The organism is Paenibacillus sp. FSL R5-0517, from assembly GCF_037974355.1.
Taxonomy (GTDB): domain Bacteria; phylum Bacillota; class Bacilli; order Paenibacillales; family Paenibacillaceae; genus Paenibacillus.
Genome location: NZ_CP150235.1, coordinates 1,323,463 through 1,342,746 on the forward strand (window position 1 = coordinate 1,323,463; position 19,284 = coordinate 1,342,746).

Below are 19,284 nucleotides of genomic sequence, written 5' to 3' on the forward strand. Positions count from 1 at the left end.
ACAAACAATAACCCCCGCGAACCGGATGAACGGTCTGCGGGGGTTATTGTTGCATGATTGGTGTATCGGTTCCTGCGTTAGATTTCCAGAGTTCCTACAAGCGTTCCATATTGCGCAGGAAATGTTCCCCGGCAATTCCTGGCGTGGTCATCTGCTCCGGATGAAGAATCTCTTCCAGTTCTTCCGGAGTCAGCAGTCCGCGTTCCAGAATGATCTCTTGCAAGGTAAGTCCAGTTTTGAGCGCTTCCTTCACAATGGAAGCCGCCACATTATAACCTAAGTGTGGGTTCAGCGCCGTAACCACACTGAAACTTTGTTTCATGATTAATTCGCAGCGCTCACGGTTAGCATCCATCTCTTCAACCGCATAACGTGTGAACACATCAATCCCGTTATTCATGATTTTCAGTGATTGCAGCAAGTTAAACGCAATGACCGGGCCCATGACATTCAGCTCGAATTGACCAGCTTCACACGCCATGCAGATGGTATGGTCATTCCCCATCACCTGGAAGGATACCTGGTTAATCACTTCTGCCATTACCGGATTGACTTTGCCCGGCATAATGGACGACCCTGGCTGACGCGGTGGCAGGAGTAGTTCATTGAATCCTGCACGCGGACCTGAGGCCATCATGCGAATGTCGTTACAGATCTTGGACAGACTGACTGCACATACCTTCAGTGCCGCCGAAAGTTCCAGATAGGCATCCGTGTTCTGTGTCGCATCCACGAGATCCTCAGCTGTTTGTAGGGGCAGTCCGGTAACATCAGATAGGTGTTCCGTAACCTTAACGATGTATTCAGGTTTCGCATTAAGCCCTGTACCTACGGCAGTTGCACCCATGTTAATCGTAAGCAATCGGCGATTGGCGAATTCCAGACGCTCGATATCCCTGCCGATGACACGGGCATAAGCTCCGAATTCTTGTCCAAGGCGAATAGGCACGGCATCCTGAAGATGGGTACGGCCTACTTTGACCACATCGTTGAACTCTTCTTCTTTTTTATGGAACGCTTCCTGCAGTCTCTTCATGGTAGCGAGTAACGTCTCGGACAGTTGATATGCCGCAATACGCAGTGCTGTAGGTACCACGTCATTGGTGGACTGGGACATGTTAACATGGTTGTTCGGATTGCAGTGGAAGTAGTCTCCCTTGCTTTTGGTTAAAAGTTCCAGTCCGCGGTTGGCCAAAATTTCGTTCATATTCATATTCATGGAGGTGCCTGCACCGCCCTGAATGGAGTCTACAATAAAATGATCCAGATGATGGCCTTTCATCATTTCTTCAGCTGCCATGACAATCACTTCGCCGATTTTGCTTGGTAGCATTTTCAGTTCCATATTCGTAATTGCCGCTGCTTTTTTCACCGCAGCCAGAGCTGTGATCAGCTCCCGGTGTACCGGAACGCCGGTAATCGGGAAGTTCTCCACGGCCCGCACCGTCTGAATGCCGTAATAGGCATAAGCCGGAATTTCTTTTTCACCGATAAAATCTTTCTCCGTCCTTGTGGACATAGTAGACATTTCGTTCGCCTCCAGTGGCATCCAATAAATAGGTCAGCTCCGGCAATGCCGAAGCGCACTCAGTATATCATTTAAGCAAAATGGATGCCAATCTAAATCATTTAGCCTCTTGTGCCGATAATAAATAAAATTAAAGATGTTAAATGGAATATTATTCAATTTTATGAGAAAAGGAGGGCGGCTAAGCTTGTCTTATATATTATGCGCTTCATGATAGAGAAGTCATGCATAAACGGTAAATATGGGGCGGATAGAACGTTTTCAGTGATGTATATCACATGAAATTTGGTACATGATTGGTAAAATAGGAAAAAAGGACTACGGGGTGTAAACATGAAATGGACTTTAGGCGCAAAGACAGTCGCAGGTTTGGTACTAATCTCAATTATTACGTACGGAACTAGCGGCTTTTTTATATTTTTTGTCAAAGACTGGGTTACGTTAGATATTCCGAATTGGGTATACATATCGATTATCCTGATCATGGGGGTATGTTGGAACGGAATTCTCGGGTGGTTTGCCTCTCGCTGGCTGACTCGTCCGATTGTTCATCTGTCTCGTGCGGCGCAACAGGTCTCATCTGGTGACCTGACAACGGAGATTCCGCAGCGGCGTACACAGGATGAACTTACTGTATTATATGATGCTTTTCGTGTAATGGTCTCTAATCTCAGAAGTATTGTGAACGATATTTCGGACAGTACACGAACTACATCACAGAATGCGCAGTCGCTTAGTGAAGCGATTACCCAAGCTGCGGAGCAGATCGAGATGATGTCAGAAGCGGTGGATCATATTGCGGTAGGTGTAGAAGAGCAGAAGGTTACTTCCCATCAATCCCTGATCACGGCGGATGAGATGCTGAACGATTTCCAGCGTATGCATAGCCAGTCCATGGACATGACAGAGATGTCCGGTCAGATGGAGCGATCGGTGGATCATACGAAACAGACATTCTCATCGCTGATGAAGGGCATGGACGAGCTGGCTGAGTCGCACAATCGTTCCCGCGACATTATGCTACTATTGGAGAAGGAAGCCTCTGATATCGAGGTAATTACCCAGTCTGTCAAAAATATTGCTGAGGAAACAGGATTACTTGCCTTGAATGCTTCCATTGAGGCTGCACGAGCTGGCGAAGAAGGATCTGGTTTTGCAGTCGTGGCGCAGCAGATTCGTAAGCTGGCAGACGAGAGTAAGGAATCGGTCCATCGGATTAATGAGCTAATTAGTCGTGTGCAGCAGCGAATCAGGGAGACAGCACAACTGTCTCATGAGCAGCATGGTCTTGTGGTTAATGAATCGGAGCGGACCATCTCTGTGGATCAGACGTTGCATGAACTGACAGGCACGGTGGAAGTATTTATGAAGGGCGCGCATGATATCGGTTCCAAGATCGCAGAACAGACTGGCCGCGTGGAGCAAACGCATGGTCATGTGAAGAAGATCCAGGGGAAAGCCGGATCGTTCTCGGATGAGGCGAGACGAATCATGGATGCCGCACACGAAGAGACAGCCATCATGGAGGAGATTTCTTCCTCGGCTGAAGAACTGAGACAATTAACCGATCGGTTATTGGACAAAACCAAAGCATTCCGGATGCAGCCTTAAGCTGTGTTCGGGATTTTTTTTGCTTTTTGAGAACAGTTTTGGCATAATAATTTGCTTATTCTGGTTAAAGCCGAACGTTCTTTCGTGAAAACAGAAATTTGTAAAGATTATTTTATGAAAGATTAACAAATTCGCAACTTGCGGGCGATAAATGAAGATATAATAGGATTATCACAACAGATAAAGGAGCCCAGTATATTGAAAACTTGGACAGGTATCCTGCTGATGATTATTTTGGCGGTAGCTACGATTAGTACAACTTCGGCTGCCAGAACCATGAATGAATCGCAAAAACAGCTTAATATAGATGATCAATCCAGCCAGACCGCAGCGGTCGAGGCTTCCAATATAGATAAATTGCATGACACAGCGAAGACAACACAGGAATCAACCCCGGTGAAAGAGGAATACGTTTCGGTAGCTCCAGAGAATGAGAATGTCAGATTATACCCTATGAAAGTTGAGGGTTCGGGATATATATATAACGGAATGATTTTGGAAGTGGACGGCAAGACAAGAGAATTTAGTGATTGGCAAGGAGAAGGCGGGTCTTACAAACCCGAAGTGCACGAGCTGGATCTGAATGGAGACGGACAGAATGAGATCGTTGTTCTGTACACGGAAGGGCATGGAACAGGTATTTATTTGGGACAAGCACGTATCATTAATCCGGTAACGCTCGAAGAGATGAAGATGCAATCTCTGGATGAGATTACGAAACAGCATGTGAAGTCAAAAGTTACGGTTAGATCAGAACAAGTGGATGTGGATGTCGCCGTTGATGGTGTTCAAGCAGAACCTTTACGGATCGAGGAAGATACGAGTGGCGGCGTTTATAACAAAGAGTTGGGATTCGGTGGAGTAACCTATTACAGTGTGGAGGATGGCCGACTTGTCGTATCCGCAGCAGGATCTTATGGTGCGGCTTTATATGCGGGTGATCTGACATTCGCTTACGCCTATCAAGATGGTGAGTGGAAGGCGGTAGATTTGAAATACAGCATGGAAGTATATGAAGAAGAATATTATGAATCCTTTGATTGATAACATCGTGTTGATAACGTAGTGCAGCGGGAATTTGGAAGTTCTCGAATGTGAAATGTATTGAGCGTCTGAACAGAATATCCCTTATCTGCGTTTGCAGACGGTGGGAAACAGGGCGAGGCTGAAAAAATTGGGACATACTGCCTCGTTTTTGTGCTGCCTACAGATAGGAACTTTGTACTAAAAATGCAGTAAACAATTGACATTATCACTTTAGTGGTTTAAATGTATAAAGGACAAATCATTTTAACGTTCAGGAGGGATTTTGATGAAGAAGAAGGTTGTACTAGGTTTGATGGTAGGCACATTAACGCTTGGGATCGGGACGGGTGCGCTCGCAGCAACAGGGTTGGAGCAGATTAAAGCCTATCTAAACAGCAAGATTACGCTAAAAATGGATGGTGCCACGGTGACAGCCAAAGATGCCAATGGTAAAACGGTGTTGCCTATCACTTACAACGGAACAACTTATTTGCCTGTGCGTGCTGTGGGATCATTGCTTGGGACAGAGATCACGTATGACAGTGCAACTTCATCCGTCCTGATTGGCGGAACAAATGGATCTGCGCCCGTAACGAGCGGAAAAGTAACGCTGAGTGCACTTGGAACATCCGTACTGGGATCTACCGCTTGGCACACCAAAGATCCTAAGGATACCACATATAAAGGCAAGGATTACAAGGATGTTTATCTGCATAATGATCCTAAGAAACAGGGGGATGATATCCAGATTAATACGGATAAAAAGTACTCTTCTCTACACTTGGAACTTGCCGCGCTAACAGGAAATCAGGAGATTCATATCTATGATCAGGATCTCGCGACACTCAAAAAGTTCAATATCACTCCAGAAAGCGGTATGATGAGTCTGGATGTGGATGTTAAAGGTACAGACGCTGTCTATGTAGAGATTGTATCTGAAGATCCGGGTTCGGCTCTGTTTGTACCCCTCACAACATCGTATCTGACGAAGTAAAACACAATCTGCAAGTTTGCCACCTTACAGAAGGGGCAAGGCAAGCATACACATAAAAAAACGATGATTCACTAGGGCGTGTCTGAAAACTCCGAAGGACGCAGATTTTGGCGATTTTTCGTTCCAAGCAAGGAGATTTTCCGCAGGCGTGCCGGGGCACGTCAAGGGAAAGTGACGCAGCAGGGGGCGAAAAGGCGGTAAAAGATGCACTTCAGTGAGTTTTGAGACACGTCCTAGGCAATCCCTGAACCGTATCCGGTATTCAGAGTTGCCTGGTGAACATCGTTTTTATTTTCGATTCATGCCGGATTGTACAGCTTAAGCGCGATTAACGAATGACTGTATCCAGTGGTTTCAGATTCGCTTCAATCTCAGCGCGGCGTCCTTCGAGGAATGGAGGCAGCGCCAATGATTCTCCCAGATGCTCCATTTCTTCGTCTGTATCAAATCCCGGACCATCGGTTGCAAGCTCGAACAGAATCCCGTTTGCTTCACGGAAATACAGGGAGCGGAAGTAGAAACGATCTACAAAACCGGAGTTAGGGAATTGGAAGTTATGAACCCGTTCCACCCATTGTTTCAGTTCTTCTTCATTGTCCACGCGGAATGCAACATGGTGTACGCTGCCACGTCCTGGACGTTCTTGGGCAAGGTCATTTCGTTCTTCCACATGCACCTCGGAGCCGCTACCACCCTCACCGGATTCAAAAACGAGTACATCAGGCTGACCAGGAGTGAAGGCAGGATAACTTCCTTTCGCTCTGAAACCAAGCAGTTCGGTCAGAACCGGAGCGGTAAGGGAAGCATCTTTTACCGTAAGATGGATGGGACCAAGACCTACAATGCCATATTCAGCAGGCACAGGACTCTGATCCCATGGTTTACCCCCAGCAACACCTGCATTGTTTTCATCCGAGACCAGAATCAGACGTTGTCCTTCAAAGTCTGTGAACGAGAGCGTGGCACGACCACCGCGTTCCACAATCTCTCCATGCGGGACTTCGAATTCGTCAAAACGTTGCTGCCAGTACGTAAGTGCCGCATCATTTGGAACGCGCAGTGATGTTGCCGAGATGCTGTTCACACCTTCACGCGTCTGTCCAGCCATCGGAATCTCGAAGAAGGTAAGTTCTGTACCTGGATTGCCTTTCTCATCGCCATAGAAGAGATGGTAGACGGACACGTCATCCTGGTTGACTGTTTTTTTGATTAGGCGCAGACCCATGACATTGGTGTAGAAACGATAGTTCTGATCGGCATGTGCTGTTAGCGCGGATACGTGGTGAAGTCCTTTGATTTGCATAATAATTCCTCCTAGTTCAATTGAACAAATTTTGAGTTTATTTAAAATGATTTCCGTTTAAGAAAGTTACTAACTTTTAGTTTGTTTTGGTTCTGAATTTATCTTAACATAAAGATATTTAAATTACAATGCTTATTTAGAATTCCAACTGGACAGCTCTTTCATTCAATGGCAAAATGAAAAAGTTAACATTAAAGAGAGATAATGTAGCTGAGATGTTTGCAAAGGAGAGAAGAGATGCATGGCGTATCCACCATGGCTGGACCCTTATGATGCAGAGCCGTTTATCCTGTTCTCCACTTCACATATCGTAACCATTAGCTTAATTGCATTAATTATTATGCTATTGTTTTTGCTACGACACCGTCTTCGATCTTGGTCAGAAGGGGCCCGCCGCAAACTGCGGATTGTTCTGGCCTGTATCATGTTTACCTGTGAAATCGTGCTGCAAATCTGGTATGTGTACGGCGACGTATGGAGCCTGCAGACGTCACTACCACTTGAACTATGCAGTCTGTCTTTGTTATTATCGGCATTGTTACTACTGACACGCAGTCGACTGTTGCATTCTGCACTGCTGTTTGCAGGCATTGCTGGAGCTCTTATGGCGATCCTGACTCCTAATCTGGGTTATGGTTATGCACATTTTCGATTCATTCAATTTTTCGTTGCTCATGCCTGTATCATTCTGGCTTTACTATACATGACCTGGGTGGAGCAGCTGCGACCTAGCTGGAGATCTGTAGCAGGTTCGATGATATTTGTGAATTTGGCAGCACTCATTGTATACGTTGTAGATGTTTTGCTTGACGCAAATTACATGTTTTTGAGATACAAGCCGAGTACACCCTCAGTGCTTGATATGTTAGGTCCGTATCCCATGTACATCCTTGGGGAAGAGATGCTTGCGCTAGTCTTGTTCTCGCTGATGTACGTCTTGTTCTTTGCCATTCCAGACCGAATGAAGGATCGTGTGAAAAAGAATAAAAGCTCCGCGATATAGGGATAATCCTTGTAGTTGCATCTGCACCGAATTATAAACTTCCTATACATGAAATATCCCGCAGTAATCTGACCGGATCAGATCGCTTGCGGGATATTTGGGCGTTGTCCCTGTATTGGGCCAACGTATATGGATATGTTTATCCACGGAGCAGAGATTCCGCACCATCCACGTAGATTCGTGTACCTGTAACATGAGAGGCTTCATCAGAAGCAAGGAACAGAACGAGGTTAGCGACTTGCTTCGACGTTCCAGGTTCGCCCTTAAGCGGATGTTCATGACCCTCAGGGAATTCAACTGGAATCTGTACTTCTTTCAGATCATCGGACGGGTAGGTGTTATCATCAATGTTGGTATCGATGGCACCTGGGCAGACGGCATTAACACGGATCTTATAACGAGCCAGCTCCAATGCAGCCATCTTCGTAAATGCAGTTTGTCCTGCTTTGCTGGAAGCGTATGCAGAGAATCCGATTCCTGAGAAAACCCGGTTACCGTTGATGGAACTGGTGATTATGATGCTGCCACCATGTTCTTTCAGATGAGGGATGGCATATTTGACGGTTGCGAAGGTTCCGCGCATGTTGATCTCCATCGTCTGGTCCCAGTCCTCCATTTCCATCGTTTCAATCGGAGCCATCGTTCCGTTGATGCCGGCATTCGCAAATATGATATCCAGCTTGCCCGCTTCAGCCGCAGCCTGATTGATCGCCTTCTGCACTTGGTCCGGTTTGGAGATATCACATTCGATCACATACGCTTCTCCGCCAGCCTTTTCAATCGTCTGTTTGGTTTCCTCTGCAGTTTCCGGTGTACGATCCAACATGTAGACTTTGGCTCCATGCTCGGCAAAGCGAATGGCGGTAGCTTGCCCAATACCCGAGCCCCCTCCAGTTACTATTGCAACTTTGCCTTCCAAACGTTGTTCAGTCATCTCTGATCCCTCCATGAGTTAGAATATCGTTGTACCTTCTACTTCTACATACCCGGCTCAAGACTGGTGAATCAATATGTGTCCATATCAAAAAAACAGGACCGCAAGGCGGCCCTGTCCTGTGAGCAGATCGGCTTCATGATCTGTCGGCTTGCAATATTATTTTGGCATGTGGGAGGTAGTAGACACCTTCAGATCATGCCCTGGCTTACTTATGTTTCTTCCAGTCCATCGCGCTGTTATTCAGCAGATATTCGAAGTCGTTATCCCGGCGCTTCTGTTCCGCTTGGCGAGCTTCTTCTGCTTGCTGGCGTTCCTTCTCTTTAAGTGCCGCCTCGGCAGCCTTCGCCTCATCTGCCTGAGCTTTCAGCTTCTCCAGCACATCACTGCTAAGCAGATCTTTCAGTGTTGTGGGTTTATCCTGTGCTACTGCCGCTTTGGGAGCAGGAGTGCGTTTCTTGGATTTTGCCATAGGAAAATCTCCTTTCCAAACATGAATCAGGTTCCATTTATCGTACAGTAGTCATAGTATATCAGGTTCCCGTAAAGCATTCCATGAATCTGCGGAACAAAAGCAGGAAAATGAGGGTTGCATGGCGAATGAATTCGGGTATAAAATCATATACTATTACCGATACTGCGACTATTCCCTGGAGAAAGGAGTCGTTGTTCGTGGAAGTAAACCGTGGTTTACTGAAAGGGCTTGCATGGGGTGTTGCCTTTAGCTGCCCGTTATGGATTGCGATTGTCGGCTGGTTACGTTTGATGGGATGGATGTATTGAGGATGATGCCGGAAGAGGTCATTTTATATAAAGTCAGATATGTAACCGCTATCATTAATATTATTAAATAAAGCTCTGCCTTGTGACATTCGCACAGGACAGAGCTTTTGTTTGTTCAGACTTCATTAACAAGTCATAACCATGGATTATCATCCGTTTGGCAAGGATGTTAATTAAGGCATTTTTACCGGTTCTGGATATTCCAGACCGTGGGTATCTACCGTAACTTTTTTCATAACTTGATCCTTAACGGGTTTGTCACCTTCACCTATTTCCTGAGCTGCAATTCCATCAACAACTTCCATGCCTTCAGTAACCTTGCCAAAGGTGGCATATGAATTATCCAGGTAATCCGCATCTGCTAACATGATGAAAAATTGGGAGCCTGCAGAATCCAGATTATCCGATTTACGTGCCATCGAAATGATTCCCCGAGTATGATTCAGGTGATTTTTGTGACCATTGGAAGTGAACTCCCCTTTGATTGTATAACCTGGGCCGCCCGAACCGTTGCCCTCTGGATCTCCACCCTGAATCATGAAGCCCGGAATGACCCGGTGAAAGATCAGGCCGTCATAGAACCCTTTATTGGCAAGGGAGATGAAGTTATACACTGTGTTGGGCGCAATCTCCGGATAGAGCTCAATAACGATCTTTTGACCATCCTGCATCTCAATAGTTGCCACAGGGTTTGGACCTTCAGGTGCGGCTGGCACCGGCGTTTGCTCGGCACTGGACGCAGGGCGCCCGCAACCACTAATGACGATAAGCAGCATCGCAAGAACGAGCGATACTGCGGTTGTTTTTTTCCACCGTAAAGACATGAAAACGTTCCTCCTTGCATCTCTGCATGATATATTTTCTCCAAATCGTATTTGGATATTTACCCAACTATCATACCGTTTTTGTGGACAGAATGGCAATGTAATACGTGTAGTTGTGGTGAACAAGGGATGGCCTTCATGGAATGATGGGTGTAAAATAAGGAAAATGCTTCCGCATCGGGGACGTACGGGTCTGTTCCGTCCGCTCCAATATACGGCAGTCCCGGCGTCAGTAACGGAAAGGACGTGCGGGTATATGAACTTCTCGTGGAAGCGAAATCTCATCATATTATGGATTGGTGTATTTTTTTGCAGCACGGCGTATTCGATCTCAATTCCATTTCTACCCCTGTTTCTAAGTGCTGACTTGGGGGTTCGTGATCACCTGGAGTTATGGTCGGGACTTGCCTTCGGCATTACGTTTCTCGCGAGTGCGCTCGTGTCTCCGTTCTGGGGTTCGCTGGCTGATAAATACGGGCGCAAACCTATGCTCATCCGGTCAGGATACAGCCTTGCCGTCTTGTATCTTATCAATTATTTCGTGCAGGACCCCTATTCGCTAATTGTTGTTCGATTGTTTCAGGGTCTGCTTGCAGGGTTTGTTCCAGCAGCAATTGCCCTGGTAGGCACCAATACACCTGAGGAGAAGACCGGTTATGCACTGGGTATTATGTCTACTGCTGGAGCCACTGGCGGTATTATTGGACCGTTAATTGGTGGCGTGGTGAGTCACTATTACGGCAACCGGAATGCATTTTTGTTTTCGGCAATTGTTGTATTGGTATCAGCTATTATTGCAACCTTTTGGGTAAAAGAAGAGAACTTCAACCGAAATAAAGCTCGTTCCCATGTCATGGATGACATTCGTGAAGCGAGAGCGAATCGTGTGTTTATGACGGTGCTTGGCATGATGGGCATATGTACGTTCTCCGTTATGATTCTGGAGCCACTTTTGACGGTCTATGTGATGGAAATGGGTGTTCAGCCTGATCGTGCCTCACTTAGCTCAGGTATTATTTTCTCGGCGGTGGGGGTAGCAACAGTTATTATGGCACCGCGTTGGGGCAAGATTGGTACAAGGATCGGATACGGTAAAGTGCTGATCATTGGACTGGTTGGCGGGGCTGTAGGCAATCTTCTACAGTTCTTTACAACAGGTTATATCGCATTTGGCATTTTGCGATTCGTGTATGGTCTATTCTTTGCAGCTGTATTTCCGGCCATTAACGCCATGATTGTGCAGGCTACCGCATCAAGTTTCAGGGGAAGGGCTTTTAGTCTGAACCAGTCCGCTGCCCAGATCGGGACGATGGCGGGACCAATTATTGGTGGCGTTCTCGGTGGCTGGTTGCCAATACGCTGGATATTTATCATTAATGGACTTGCGCTGATCATCACTGCGATTGTAGCAAAGTGGTCGGGATTGGATCACAAACTGCCTGGAACAGGCAAGATTTCCGCTAAGCGGTGACCGCTGGAGCAGCCATTAAAAACGGAAATCCTTGAAGTTAAAAGGATATTTAGAAATAAGATAAGCATTCTATAAAGAATCAAAGAGAGATGGCGCTGTAATCATGCAGTCGTCATCTCTCTTTGATTCAGATAGAGGAATATAAGTCACATGTTTATAACACATTAATCCCAATCTGATCTCGGAAGCTTGGAGATTACTTAACGCGCTTGGAAATGGGATGATCCTTATTCATTTCCAGTAGGTCCCACAAATTTCCATACAGATCTTTAAATACAGCTACTGTTCCATAAGATTGTTCTTGGGGAGCTCTAACAAATTCGATCCCTTTAGTGACCATCTCATTATAATCTCTCCAAAAATCATCAGTGTTTAGAAACAAAAATACCCGACCACCAGCTTGGTTACCAACAAATGGCTCTTGCTCAGGTTTAGATGCTCTGGCAAGTAAGATTGTAGTACCAACAGAGCCAGGAGGAGAAACCACGACCCACCGTTTATCTTGTTCCGGTTGATATATATCTTCAACTAATGTGAAGTTCAACTTTTTTGTATAAAATGCGATTGCTTCATCATAATCTTTCACAACCAATGCAATATGTACGATAGACTGAATCATATAATCAATCTCCTTCACTACCCGTAATAACTTTTGTAATATGTATCTTTTATAATAATAATGGAAGGGCAATTTTTTGACTATACTGTCATGTCAGCAATCAGGGATTAAACGTCAAAGAAACCCCTTTTCAAGAGGTTTCTGTAAGTCTGGAATTATCATTGTCCAAGTGATTATTGACCATCCGAAGAGGGCTTGCGAGAAGCCTTCTCTTTAGGAATGGCATGCTCCACCGCATCACGTTGATCCTCATCCTCAAGTGCTTCGGGGAAGGAATCCTCAGTGAACAGTCCGAAGTCCGGGTCAATATCCCTTTCGGTCACAAGATTATCCGGTTCATGCGTATGTTTGTCGCGATCTTCCTTCATCGTGTATGCACCTCCTCATTCAGGATGTCATAACTGCCGTTAACGTCGTGGTGGAACATCGTTCTCGGGTTTGGCATCTGCACCAGCACCATTGAGCAGATCAGTACCATGCAGTGCGTCCGGATCGGGGGCAGCAGGATCAACTGGACTGTTTGGTTGCAGCAGGTCTGCATCCGGTACAGATTCCAGCGGTGTCTCCGCCAAACGTGAATCCAATTCCGGCTCGTCCACAGCCGTTGCGGCTACGGGTGCAAGATCCGCATCTTCCGTTACAATCCGTCTGCCGGAAACTTCATCAAAGGTATCCATATCGCCTTCCGGGACTTCCGTCTCTGGCGGAATATCGCGGAACCTCTGATAACGGTCATAATAGCGGTCGCTCTCTTCGTTACTAATTGGTTTGTCAGACATGAATAACACTTCCTTTCATTGTTGGTTGCCCAAGCTTCTCTACCCCGTAGTTACCCAAAGCGCTATTGTTGTAATCTTGCACATTTTATTATCCCCGGGGTTTGCTACGATATGAATGCCTTAGAATTTAGGGAATACATATTTAACCAGGAAGTATAAGAATCCGAAAAAGATTATCACATAAGCGGCATATTTAATAAATGTGGAAGCGACCATACTTGAATCCGATTTATGCTGAACATCCTTATGTTCCACCTCAACTGTACGATGCGGCTCATTCATTGCAATCATCTCCTTAGCGTGTTTGTTTGCTTTGAGAAACCATTACACCTGAAGCAAAGGATTGAATCTCGGTCACCGTTTTTACAGCTTTTCCTGTTTTGCCTATGTTATGATTAAGCTTGAATATGTAAGGGAGGGGTCTCAAGTGGACTGGTTCACACTGGGCAATATGATTACACGCATCCGTATCGGGCAAAAGGCGTCTACACCCGGTTTCTCCCGTACCGTCATCCGTCGTCCGGACGGTTTATTTTGGGTAGGCGGAATATGGTCCGGACAAGTTGTACAGTTGCGGGATTTCCTTTTTTCCGATATATGGACCATCTATGATGATGAGGAAACAGAGCAGTGGCTTGAATTCCGCAGTCAAGTTGAACAGAAAGAACGGGAAATGATAGAGAACCAGTTCGAAGACTTGCGTGATTAATCATATATGCATAACAATAAAATGGAAATAAAACTATAAATCGACTTAAATGTGAAATTTCATTTTATCTAAGAAGGTGACGTGACAAATGGTGGCGAATGATAAATGAGAGAATCTAAGATAGGGAAAATTGGAACTTTGAGGTGCTGTGAATGAAAAATGTGCCCAAAGCTATCGTCATCTTATGGATGAGTGTATTGATTATTCTAGGTATGCCACATGGAATGGTCTTTGCAACTACAGGAGCGATTCAGCAACCTGCATCCATTACAGGATGGGAAGTAAAATGGGGGAACGTTGACGATCAAGGGTTCATAAGTGAGGTTAAGGGAACAGATGAGATATGGGAAAAGCAGGGCATCGATAAGTTGGAGTATAGCAATACGGATCGATCGAGTTCCTTATGGACTCGCCTGACCATCCCTGAATTGAGTGAAGAAAGCTCAGCCATTCGATTTGAGAACATTAAAGGCAATCATATTGTTATCTATCTGGAGGACCGCAAGGTCTACGAGAACTATCATTACAATTATGATAATAATGCGGTGTTACTACCCTTATCCAGCGAAAATTCGGGTGACACGCTCTATGTATGGTCGCAAAATGAGAAAGGTCGTCTGGGCATACAAGGTACTGTTCAAGTTGGCCCATATGCTGCGTTACAGGAGAGATATATTCATAACGGGCTTATTGATGTCATTTTGGGTGCGACCTTTGTTTTCACAGCGATTACGATGCTGAGTTGTACGTTCTTCCTTGGCAAATTCCATAAGGGATTGTGGATCTCACTATGCATGGTGATGGGTTCCATCGGCACAATGATCATCACGTATTCGCAATTTTTGTATACGTTCTATCAGGTGTATGGTGATCTGTATTCGGTAGTCTTTGATCTGGCTATGCTGCTGGGAATGCCAGCGCTATGTTATTTTTTTGAGCAGATTATCGGGCCGGGACTGCATGGTATCTTCACCAAACTGCGAAAAATAACATTCATATATTCAGTTATCGCTGTGTTCTCTCTATTTATCTACGTTACTTCAGGTGGGCAATGGGAGTTTCTCTACAATCTGCTCGTACAGCGTGTGGTCGGTATGGTGCTGGTCATCCTGCTGACAATTCTGTTGGTTGGAACCATCGCCAAAGCACTGCAACGAAATCGGGAAGCCATCCTGCTTGCGACAGGATTCGGTACATTTGCCTTGATCAGTGTGGCTGAACTGTTGTGGTATTATCAGCGGAGTGGGACGTATCATCTGTTATGGTGGAAATGGTCCATGGTTGCATTTGTGATCTCGCTGATTGCCATTCTCGGAAGTCGGTTTGCCGAAAAACACACCAAAGTGCTGGAGTATTCCAAGGAACTGGAGTTATTCAACAATGAGTTGCAGCGATCCGAGAAGATGGAGATTATTAGCGAATTGGCCGCTTCCGTTGCCCATGAAGTACGTAATCCGCTTCAGGTGACAAGAGGGTTCCTGCAACTTATGACAGAACAGGAAGACAACAAAAATAAGGGATATGTGCGTATTGCACTGGAGGAACTTGACCGTGCTTCGGGCATTATCACGGACTTTCTTACCTTTGCCAAACCTGAATTCGACCATATTATCTCGCTTAATATCTCGGATGAGTTCAATCATATTGAAGGGATCCTTGTACCGATGGCTAATCTGGAAGGTGGCAAAATCACCACTGACATTCCGCCAGATTTATATATTCGGGGCAATTCCTCGAAGTTTAAGCAGGCTTTTATCAACATTATCAAGAACAGTATTGAAGCTCTGCAGGGACAAGGCCAGATTGATATCTGGGCTTACAAGCAGGATGGGGTTATTAAGGTGCATGTCAGGGATAATGGAGAGGGAATGGATGAGGAAGCACTCTCCCGGTTGGGCGAGCCTTATTTCTCCAATAAAATCAAAGGCACTGGTCTCGGCATGATGGTGACATTCCGAATTGTTGAAGCGATGCAAGGACAGATCAGCTTTACAAGTACCAAAGGGGTAGGAACAGAAGCGGTTGTATCTTTTGCTGAGTTCGTCGAATGACGAACTCACAGAAGCATACAGCGGCTTTTTTTGTCCCTACCCCTAATCACTTACGTTACCAATTTAACTCACCCGATTTAACTTCTCCAAGGTCCGCAATTCACATCATAATTTACTTTGGAAGGGTTGGGAGGTATGACAAGAACATAATCATTCTGCTGCTCCTCAACGGTACGTACCTGAATGTGCTCCGGGATTATGATTCCGAAAGCTTCACGAAGCGCTTGCTTCGGATTGGAGTGCAATTGTTGTCTGAAATGCTCGTCAGTCCAAGCCTTTTCAATAATATCCTCATGCAACGTTTTCTCTGATACCATCATCGTCAACATTCCCTTCATATTTGAAATTAAACTGAATCAGCTTAGTCCTTATGCTCATAATTCCAACTGTTGATCGCTGATCCAGTGATGAAACCCACCTTGGAGGAGCCGTTTCTTCCGTTGTGTAATGTCCTGAACAGCTTGTACTAAAGTGCTGCATAAATAAGAATCAAACACCTCGAGATGCGATATCCCTAAGTTAGACGATGTTAATGTACGATTATAGTGAAATGCAATGTCTACATAAGAGTTCATGAGTTGAGTGTTGTATACATTGTCATGTATACGTTCGCTAAGAGGATGAACGGGATAGTTGTGATTCAGTGCTGCGGATATGTGGGAGAGGTAGCTGTTGTAGTTTCCATGCACAGCATCTTGATGCGTATCTGTGAAGTCATCGGTCATCTGGAGTGTCATGAGTGTAATGTTGATGGCAGAACATACTGGGATGATCCGCTCGGATTGATTCAACAGAAGGAGTGCACCTGTAGCTCCGATGAGTAGAGGGGCAGCCTTTTGCGCAATCAACAAGGGATTCTGTTGAAAATAATCAATGAAATGCTCACCCGTAACACTCACGGCCCAATCCACTACATATTGTCTGAAATAGATCCAGAACGTGGAGGAAAGATCGAATAATGCCGAGTAAGATTGAAGTGCATCCATGTAATATAAATTGCCCAGGGATAACTTCAGAGCGGCATTCTCCGGTTGTTCATCCATCACGTCGTCCTGATTCAGAAAATATAACATGTGAATCAGACAGGCTGTACTTAATTGTTGTGCTTTCTCCTGAGGCAGTTGATCCGAGTACTGCATCCAAAGTGGGATGATATACCCGATATAACTGTGCCCCGAATCTCGTAACAGGGGATTAACCGAATGAAGTTGCTCCAATGCATGTCCTGACAAGGGTTCGGGATATTCCCGTACGAGTTGTTCCGCTGAAGCAAAAACGACCTCCAGATCGGAGCTAAACGGATCTAACCAATCTTTCCGCATCGTTACGTCTCGTCCTTCCTGCGATAAGGTGGTCCAGGACTGTTCGACTGAATCATGAAGTTACATTCAGTATAGCTGAAATAAAATGAAAAAAATAGGATTTTTTGTGATCAATTGTGAGAAAAATGATGACTTTTTGTATTTTATGGCATAAAAAAGTGGATTTTAGGCTCAAACTAGGAAGGTACAGAGATTTCGACATCGGAAAGGCGGCAGAAAAATGATTTTGAAATGGAAAACATGGATGGCAGCCGGATTGGCAGCCGTAGTTATAACAGCAGCAACAGGACATGTAGCATTCGCTGATTCAACGGCTCGGGCTGAGGAATATGGTGGTGCATCAAAAGCTTCTTCCTCCGGCAAACCAGCGAAGCCATGCATGCAGGCAGGACACGGTCTGTTCATGATTGGTGAAACGGCAGACTTGCTTGGGATTGGGCTTCGGGATCTGAAAGAACAGATGGAACTTGGCAAGACGTTGTCCCAGATTGCGAAAGAGCGTAAGGGACTTAGTGAGGAGCAGTTATTGCAGAAGTTGAAGCCTACACTTGCACAGCGTCTGGATCAAGCAGTAGAAGAGGGGTGTCTCACCAAGGATCAGGCTGCAGCCACGAAGGCGGACATGGATACCAAATTAAAAAAGGTCATCAATACCCCGCTGCGTGATTTGCGGCGTGAATTTGCCCACCATGGCAAACGTCCTATGGTGGATAAGGGCGAAATTGCCCGGTTTATTGGGGTCACCCCTGCTCAACTTCATGAGCAGCTTCAGGGAGGAAAATCCTTGGCTGAGATTGCTCAGGCAAAAGGTATTAGCGAAACACAGCTGGTTAACAAGCTGAAGGAACAATTAACGGGTGATCTGAAGAGATTTGTGAATCAGAAGGGCAACGTACATCCAGCCCCAGGTCCCCAGGAACCTGTTCCGGGACGATCAACGTCGAGCGAAGCAAAATAAAGAAGCGTGTCTCCATCAGGGGACGCGCTTCTTTATTTTAAAACGGCTCACTTGTTCCCGGACTGCGAGTTGCACCGGGTGAGGGGGTTCGCTCAGGTAAATTTCTTTTGTCCACAGCGCCAGCAGAATCTGGGTTTGAACGTCGTTTACGCATTAACCCTACGGTGAAACGTGAGCCAGGAAGTTTGGAGAGTGCCCAGCTGATTGCAAGAGTAATACCAACCGTAACAAGGAACGATAGCAATGTTACAGGCAGATGCCATCCACTGAGTTGGAGCGGTCTGGTTACGTAAGCGATCGCGTAGATCACCAGTGCATGAACCAGATATCCACCAAACGAATAACGGCCAATCCAGGCTAATAGGCGCTGAAACCATGTGTCTTTGCTCCGCATCAGTACAAGGAAACCATACATCATAAGCATCTGGGCCATAATGATCAGAAATGTGGTTGGTTTCAAATAGGTGGAGATATTCAGATTAACAACATCCCCGGACCCGCGGAGCACATCGTAACCAAGCCATATATACATCCCAATAAACAGACAGATGGTCCATGGCAGTAACTTGGTGGTCCAACTTCTCCAGCTATCGACTGACCAGGCGCATACGGCACCCAGTAAAAAGTAGAACCAGTACATCACCCATGAATAGGAGCGATACTGCAGCAACGTTGACCATGGCTCAGACATGGATTCTGTCCAGCCCCCCATATTGTAGTAGGACCATTTCATAAGCAGGGCGTAGAGTGCAGCTGCAAAGAGAATTAATGTCACAATAACTTGCATTGGCGTGAAACGTATGACGTTTTGGATACGCTTCTGAATGGCTTTTGCTCCTGTCCAAAACAGGGGGAACAGAATATAGAACTGAAACACCATAATGACAAACCAGAGATGATATCCGGTCTGTGGTAGAAACAGTTCACGAACCAGACTGCGCATATCCGGTATGCCACTGGCCCAGAACGCAGGGGTGAAAATTCGGACAGCAAGCCAATAGATGAGTGTCCATACCACAAACGGTATATAGATATCGCCAAATCGCTTTCGAATGAAGCGAGGGTATTCCGGTTTGGTGTTATGGTGATGGTAAAACAACATGACTCCCGACAGAAATACAAATGTTGGCGTACCAAAACGGGTCAGATGATAAATCATAGTCAGCATAATGGAATCGGGTTGTTCAATATCGGCGCGATAGATATACTCGGCGATATTATGCTGCATGACGATCGCCAGAAAGGCAATGCCACGCAGTTCGGTCCATTCCGCTATTCGCGGTTTTTTCACATGTAATCCTCCCTCCAGGAACCGGAGTTCATCATATAAGAGTACCTGTTAAACATTAAGGCTGCATTAAATGGGGAA

At 45.7% G+C, this 19,284-nt stretch carries 20 protein-coding genes; 8 read left to right on the forward strand and 12 right to left on the reverse strand.

The window, feature by feature from the left end:
* Positions 1-94: 94 nt before the first annotated feature.
* Positions 95-1,528 (reverse strand): aspartate ammonia-lyase, encoded by a 1,434-nt coding sequence (locus MKX40_RS05780; protein WP_339240121.1) that lies wholly within the window; start codon positions 1,526-1,528, stop codon positions 95-97.
* 333 nt (positions 1,529-1,861) lie between these two features.
* On the opposite strand from MKX40_RS05780, the gene MKX40_RS05785 reads away from it, so the two are divergent.
* The 3 genes from MKX40_RS05785 (at position 1,862) to MKX40_RS05795 (ending at position 5,159) form a co-directional block, all read left to right on the forward strand.
* Positions 1,862-3,139, forward strand: coding sequence for a methyl-accepting chemotaxis protein (locus MKX40_RS05785; RefSeq protein WP_339240122.1), 1,278 nt, complete (start codon positions 1,862-1,864; stop codon positions 3,137-3,139).
* Positions 3,140-3,337: 198 nt separating this feature from the next.
* On the forward strand, positions 3,338-4,183 hold the full coding sequence (locus tag MKX40_RS05790) for a hypothetical protein (protein WP_339240123.1): 846 nt from the start codon (positions 3,338-3,340) through the stop codon (positions 4,181-4,183).
* 268 nt (positions 4,184-4,451) lie between these two features.
* Positions 4,452-5,159, forward strand: a complete 708-nt coding sequence (locus MKX40_RS05795; protein WP_339240124.1) for a hypothetical protein — start codon at positions 4,452-4,454, stop codon at positions 5,157-5,159.
* Positions 5,160-5,487: 328 nt separating this feature from the next.
* On the opposite strand, the gene MKX40_RS05800 is transcribed toward MKX40_RS05795, so the two are convergent.
* Positions 5,488-6,462, reverse strand: coding sequence for a ring-cleaving dioxygenase (locus MKX40_RS05800; RefSeq protein WP_339240125.1), 975 nt, complete (start codon positions 6,460-6,462; stop codon positions 5,488-5,490).
* Between the two features lie 241 nt (positions 6,463-6,703).
* Between MKX40_RS05800 and MKX40_RS05805 the strand changes: the two genes are divergently transcribed.
* Complete coding sequence (locus MKX40_RS05805; protein ID WP_339240126.1) at positions 6,704-7,465, forward strand: TIGR02206 family membrane protein; 762 nt, start codon at positions 6,704-6,706, stop codon at positions 7,463-7,465.
* A 139-nt stretch (positions 7,466-7,604) separates the two neighbouring features.
* On the opposite strand, the gene MKX40_RS05810 is transcribed toward MKX40_RS05805, so the two are convergent.
* The 3 genes from MKX40_RS05810 to MKX40_RS05820 all read right to left on the reverse strand — a co-directional run bounded on the left by MKX40_RS05810 (position 7,605) and on the right by MKX40_RS05820 (position 10,006).
* Positions 7,605-8,399: an SDR family NAD(P)-dependent oxidoreductase gene (locus tag MKX40_RS05810; RefSeq protein WP_339240128.1), complete on the reverse strand. Its 795-nt coding sequence runs from the start codon at positions 8,397-8,399 to the stop codon at positions 7,605-7,607.
* Between the two features lie 208 nt (positions 8,400-8,607).
* Positions 8,608-8,871 carry a YqkE family protein gene (locus MKX40_RS05815; RefSeq protein WP_339240130.1) on the reverse strand — a complete coding sequence of 88 codons (264 nt, stop codon included), beginning with the start codon at positions 8,869-8,871 and terminating at the stop codon, positions 8,608-8,610.
* A 484-nt stretch (positions 8,872-9,355) separates the two neighbouring features.
* Positions 9,356-10,006 carry a peptidylprolyl isomerase gene (locus MKX40_RS05820; RefSeq protein ID WP_339240132.1) on the reverse strand — a complete coding sequence of 217 codons (651 nt, stop codon included), beginning with the start codon at positions 10,004-10,006 and terminating at the stop codon, positions 9,356-9,358.
* A gap of 256 nt (positions 10,007-10,262) precedes the next feature.
* On the opposite strand from MKX40_RS05820, the gene MKX40_RS05825 reads away from it, so the two are divergent.
* A complete protein-coding gene (locus MKX40_RS05825) occupies positions 10,263-11,477 on the forward strand; it encodes an MFS transporter (RefSeq protein WP_339240133.1) in 1,215 nt (404 codons plus the stop codon).
* Positions 11,478-11,673: 196 nt separating this feature from the next.
* On the opposite strand, the gene MKX40_RS05830 is transcribed toward MKX40_RS05825, so the two are convergent.
* From MKX40_RS05830 to MKX40_RS05845, 4 genes are all read right to left on the reverse strand, one after another.
* A complete protein-coding gene (locus tag MKX40_RS05830) occupies positions 11,674-12,096 on the reverse strand; it encodes a VOC family protein (RefSeq protein ID WP_339240135.1) in 423 nt (140 codons plus the stop codon).
* 173 nt (positions 12,097-12,269) lie between these two features.
* Entirely contained in the window at positions 12,270-12,464 is a 195-nt protein-coding gene (locus MKX40_RS05835; RefSeq protein WP_339240136.1) for a hypothetical protein, read from the reverse strand.
* Between the two features lie 39 nt (positions 12,465-12,503).
* A complete protein-coding gene (locus tag MKX40_RS05840; RefSeq protein WP_339240138.1) occupies positions 12,504-12,875 on the reverse strand; it encodes a hypothetical protein in 372 nt (123 codons plus the stop codon).
* A 120-nt stretch (positions 12,876-12,995) separates the two neighbouring features.
* Positions 12,996-13,157 (reverse strand): hypothetical protein, encoded by a 162-nt coding sequence (locus tag MKX40_RS05845; RefSeq protein WP_221819028.1) that lies wholly within the window; start codon positions 13,155-13,157, stop codon positions 12,996-12,998.
* A 145-nt stretch (positions 13,158-13,302) separates the two neighbouring features.
* Between MKX40_RS05845 and MKX40_RS05850 the strand changes: the two genes are divergently transcribed.
* On the forward strand, positions 13,303-13,584 hold the full coding sequence (locus MKX40_RS05850; RefSeq protein WP_062832955.1) for a hypothetical protein: 282 nt from the start codon (positions 13,303-13,305) through the stop codon (positions 13,582-13,584).
* A 152-nt stretch (positions 13,585-13,736) separates the two neighbouring features.
* Positions 13,737-15,635: a HAMP domain-containing sensor histidine kinase gene (locus tag MKX40_RS05855; protein WP_339240139.1), complete on the forward strand. Its 1,899-nt coding sequence runs from the start codon at positions 13,737-13,739 to the stop codon at positions 15,633-15,635.
* A 77-nt stretch (positions 15,636-15,712) separates the two neighbouring features.
* Here MKX40_RS05855 and MKX40_RS05860 read toward each other — a convergent pair whose 3' ends face one another.
* Both MKX40_RS05860 and MKX40_RS05865 read right to left on the reverse strand, forming a co-directional pair.
* Entirely contained in the window at positions 15,713-15,955 is a 243-nt protein-coding gene (locus MKX40_RS05860) for an NHLP leader peptide family RiPP precursor (RefSeq protein WP_017690236.1), read from the reverse strand.
* A 54-nt stretch (positions 15,956-16,009) separates the two neighbouring features.
* A complete protein-coding gene (locus MKX40_RS05865) occupies positions 16,010-16,957 on the reverse strand; it encodes a hypothetical protein (protein WP_339240141.1) in 948 nt (315 codons plus the stop codon).
* A gap of 220 nt (positions 16,958-17,177) precedes the next feature.
* Here MKX40_RS05865 and MKX40_RS05870 point away from each other — a divergent pair, with 220 nt between their 5' ends.
* The gene (locus MKX40_RS05870) at positions 17,178-17,915 is read left to right on the forward strand and encodes a hypothetical protein (protein WP_339240142.1); all 738 of its coding nucleotides are present in this window, start codon (positions 17,178-17,180) and stop codon (positions 17,913-17,915) included.
* A gap of 37 nt (positions 17,916-17,952) precedes the next feature.
* Here MKX40_RS05870 and MKX40_RS05875 read toward each other — a convergent pair whose 3' ends face one another.
* A complete protein-coding gene (locus tag MKX40_RS05875; protein WP_339240144.1) occupies positions 17,953-19,206 on the reverse strand; it encodes an acyltransferase in 1,254 nt (417 codons plus the stop codon).
* Positions 19,207-19,284: the final 78 nt, after the last annotated feature.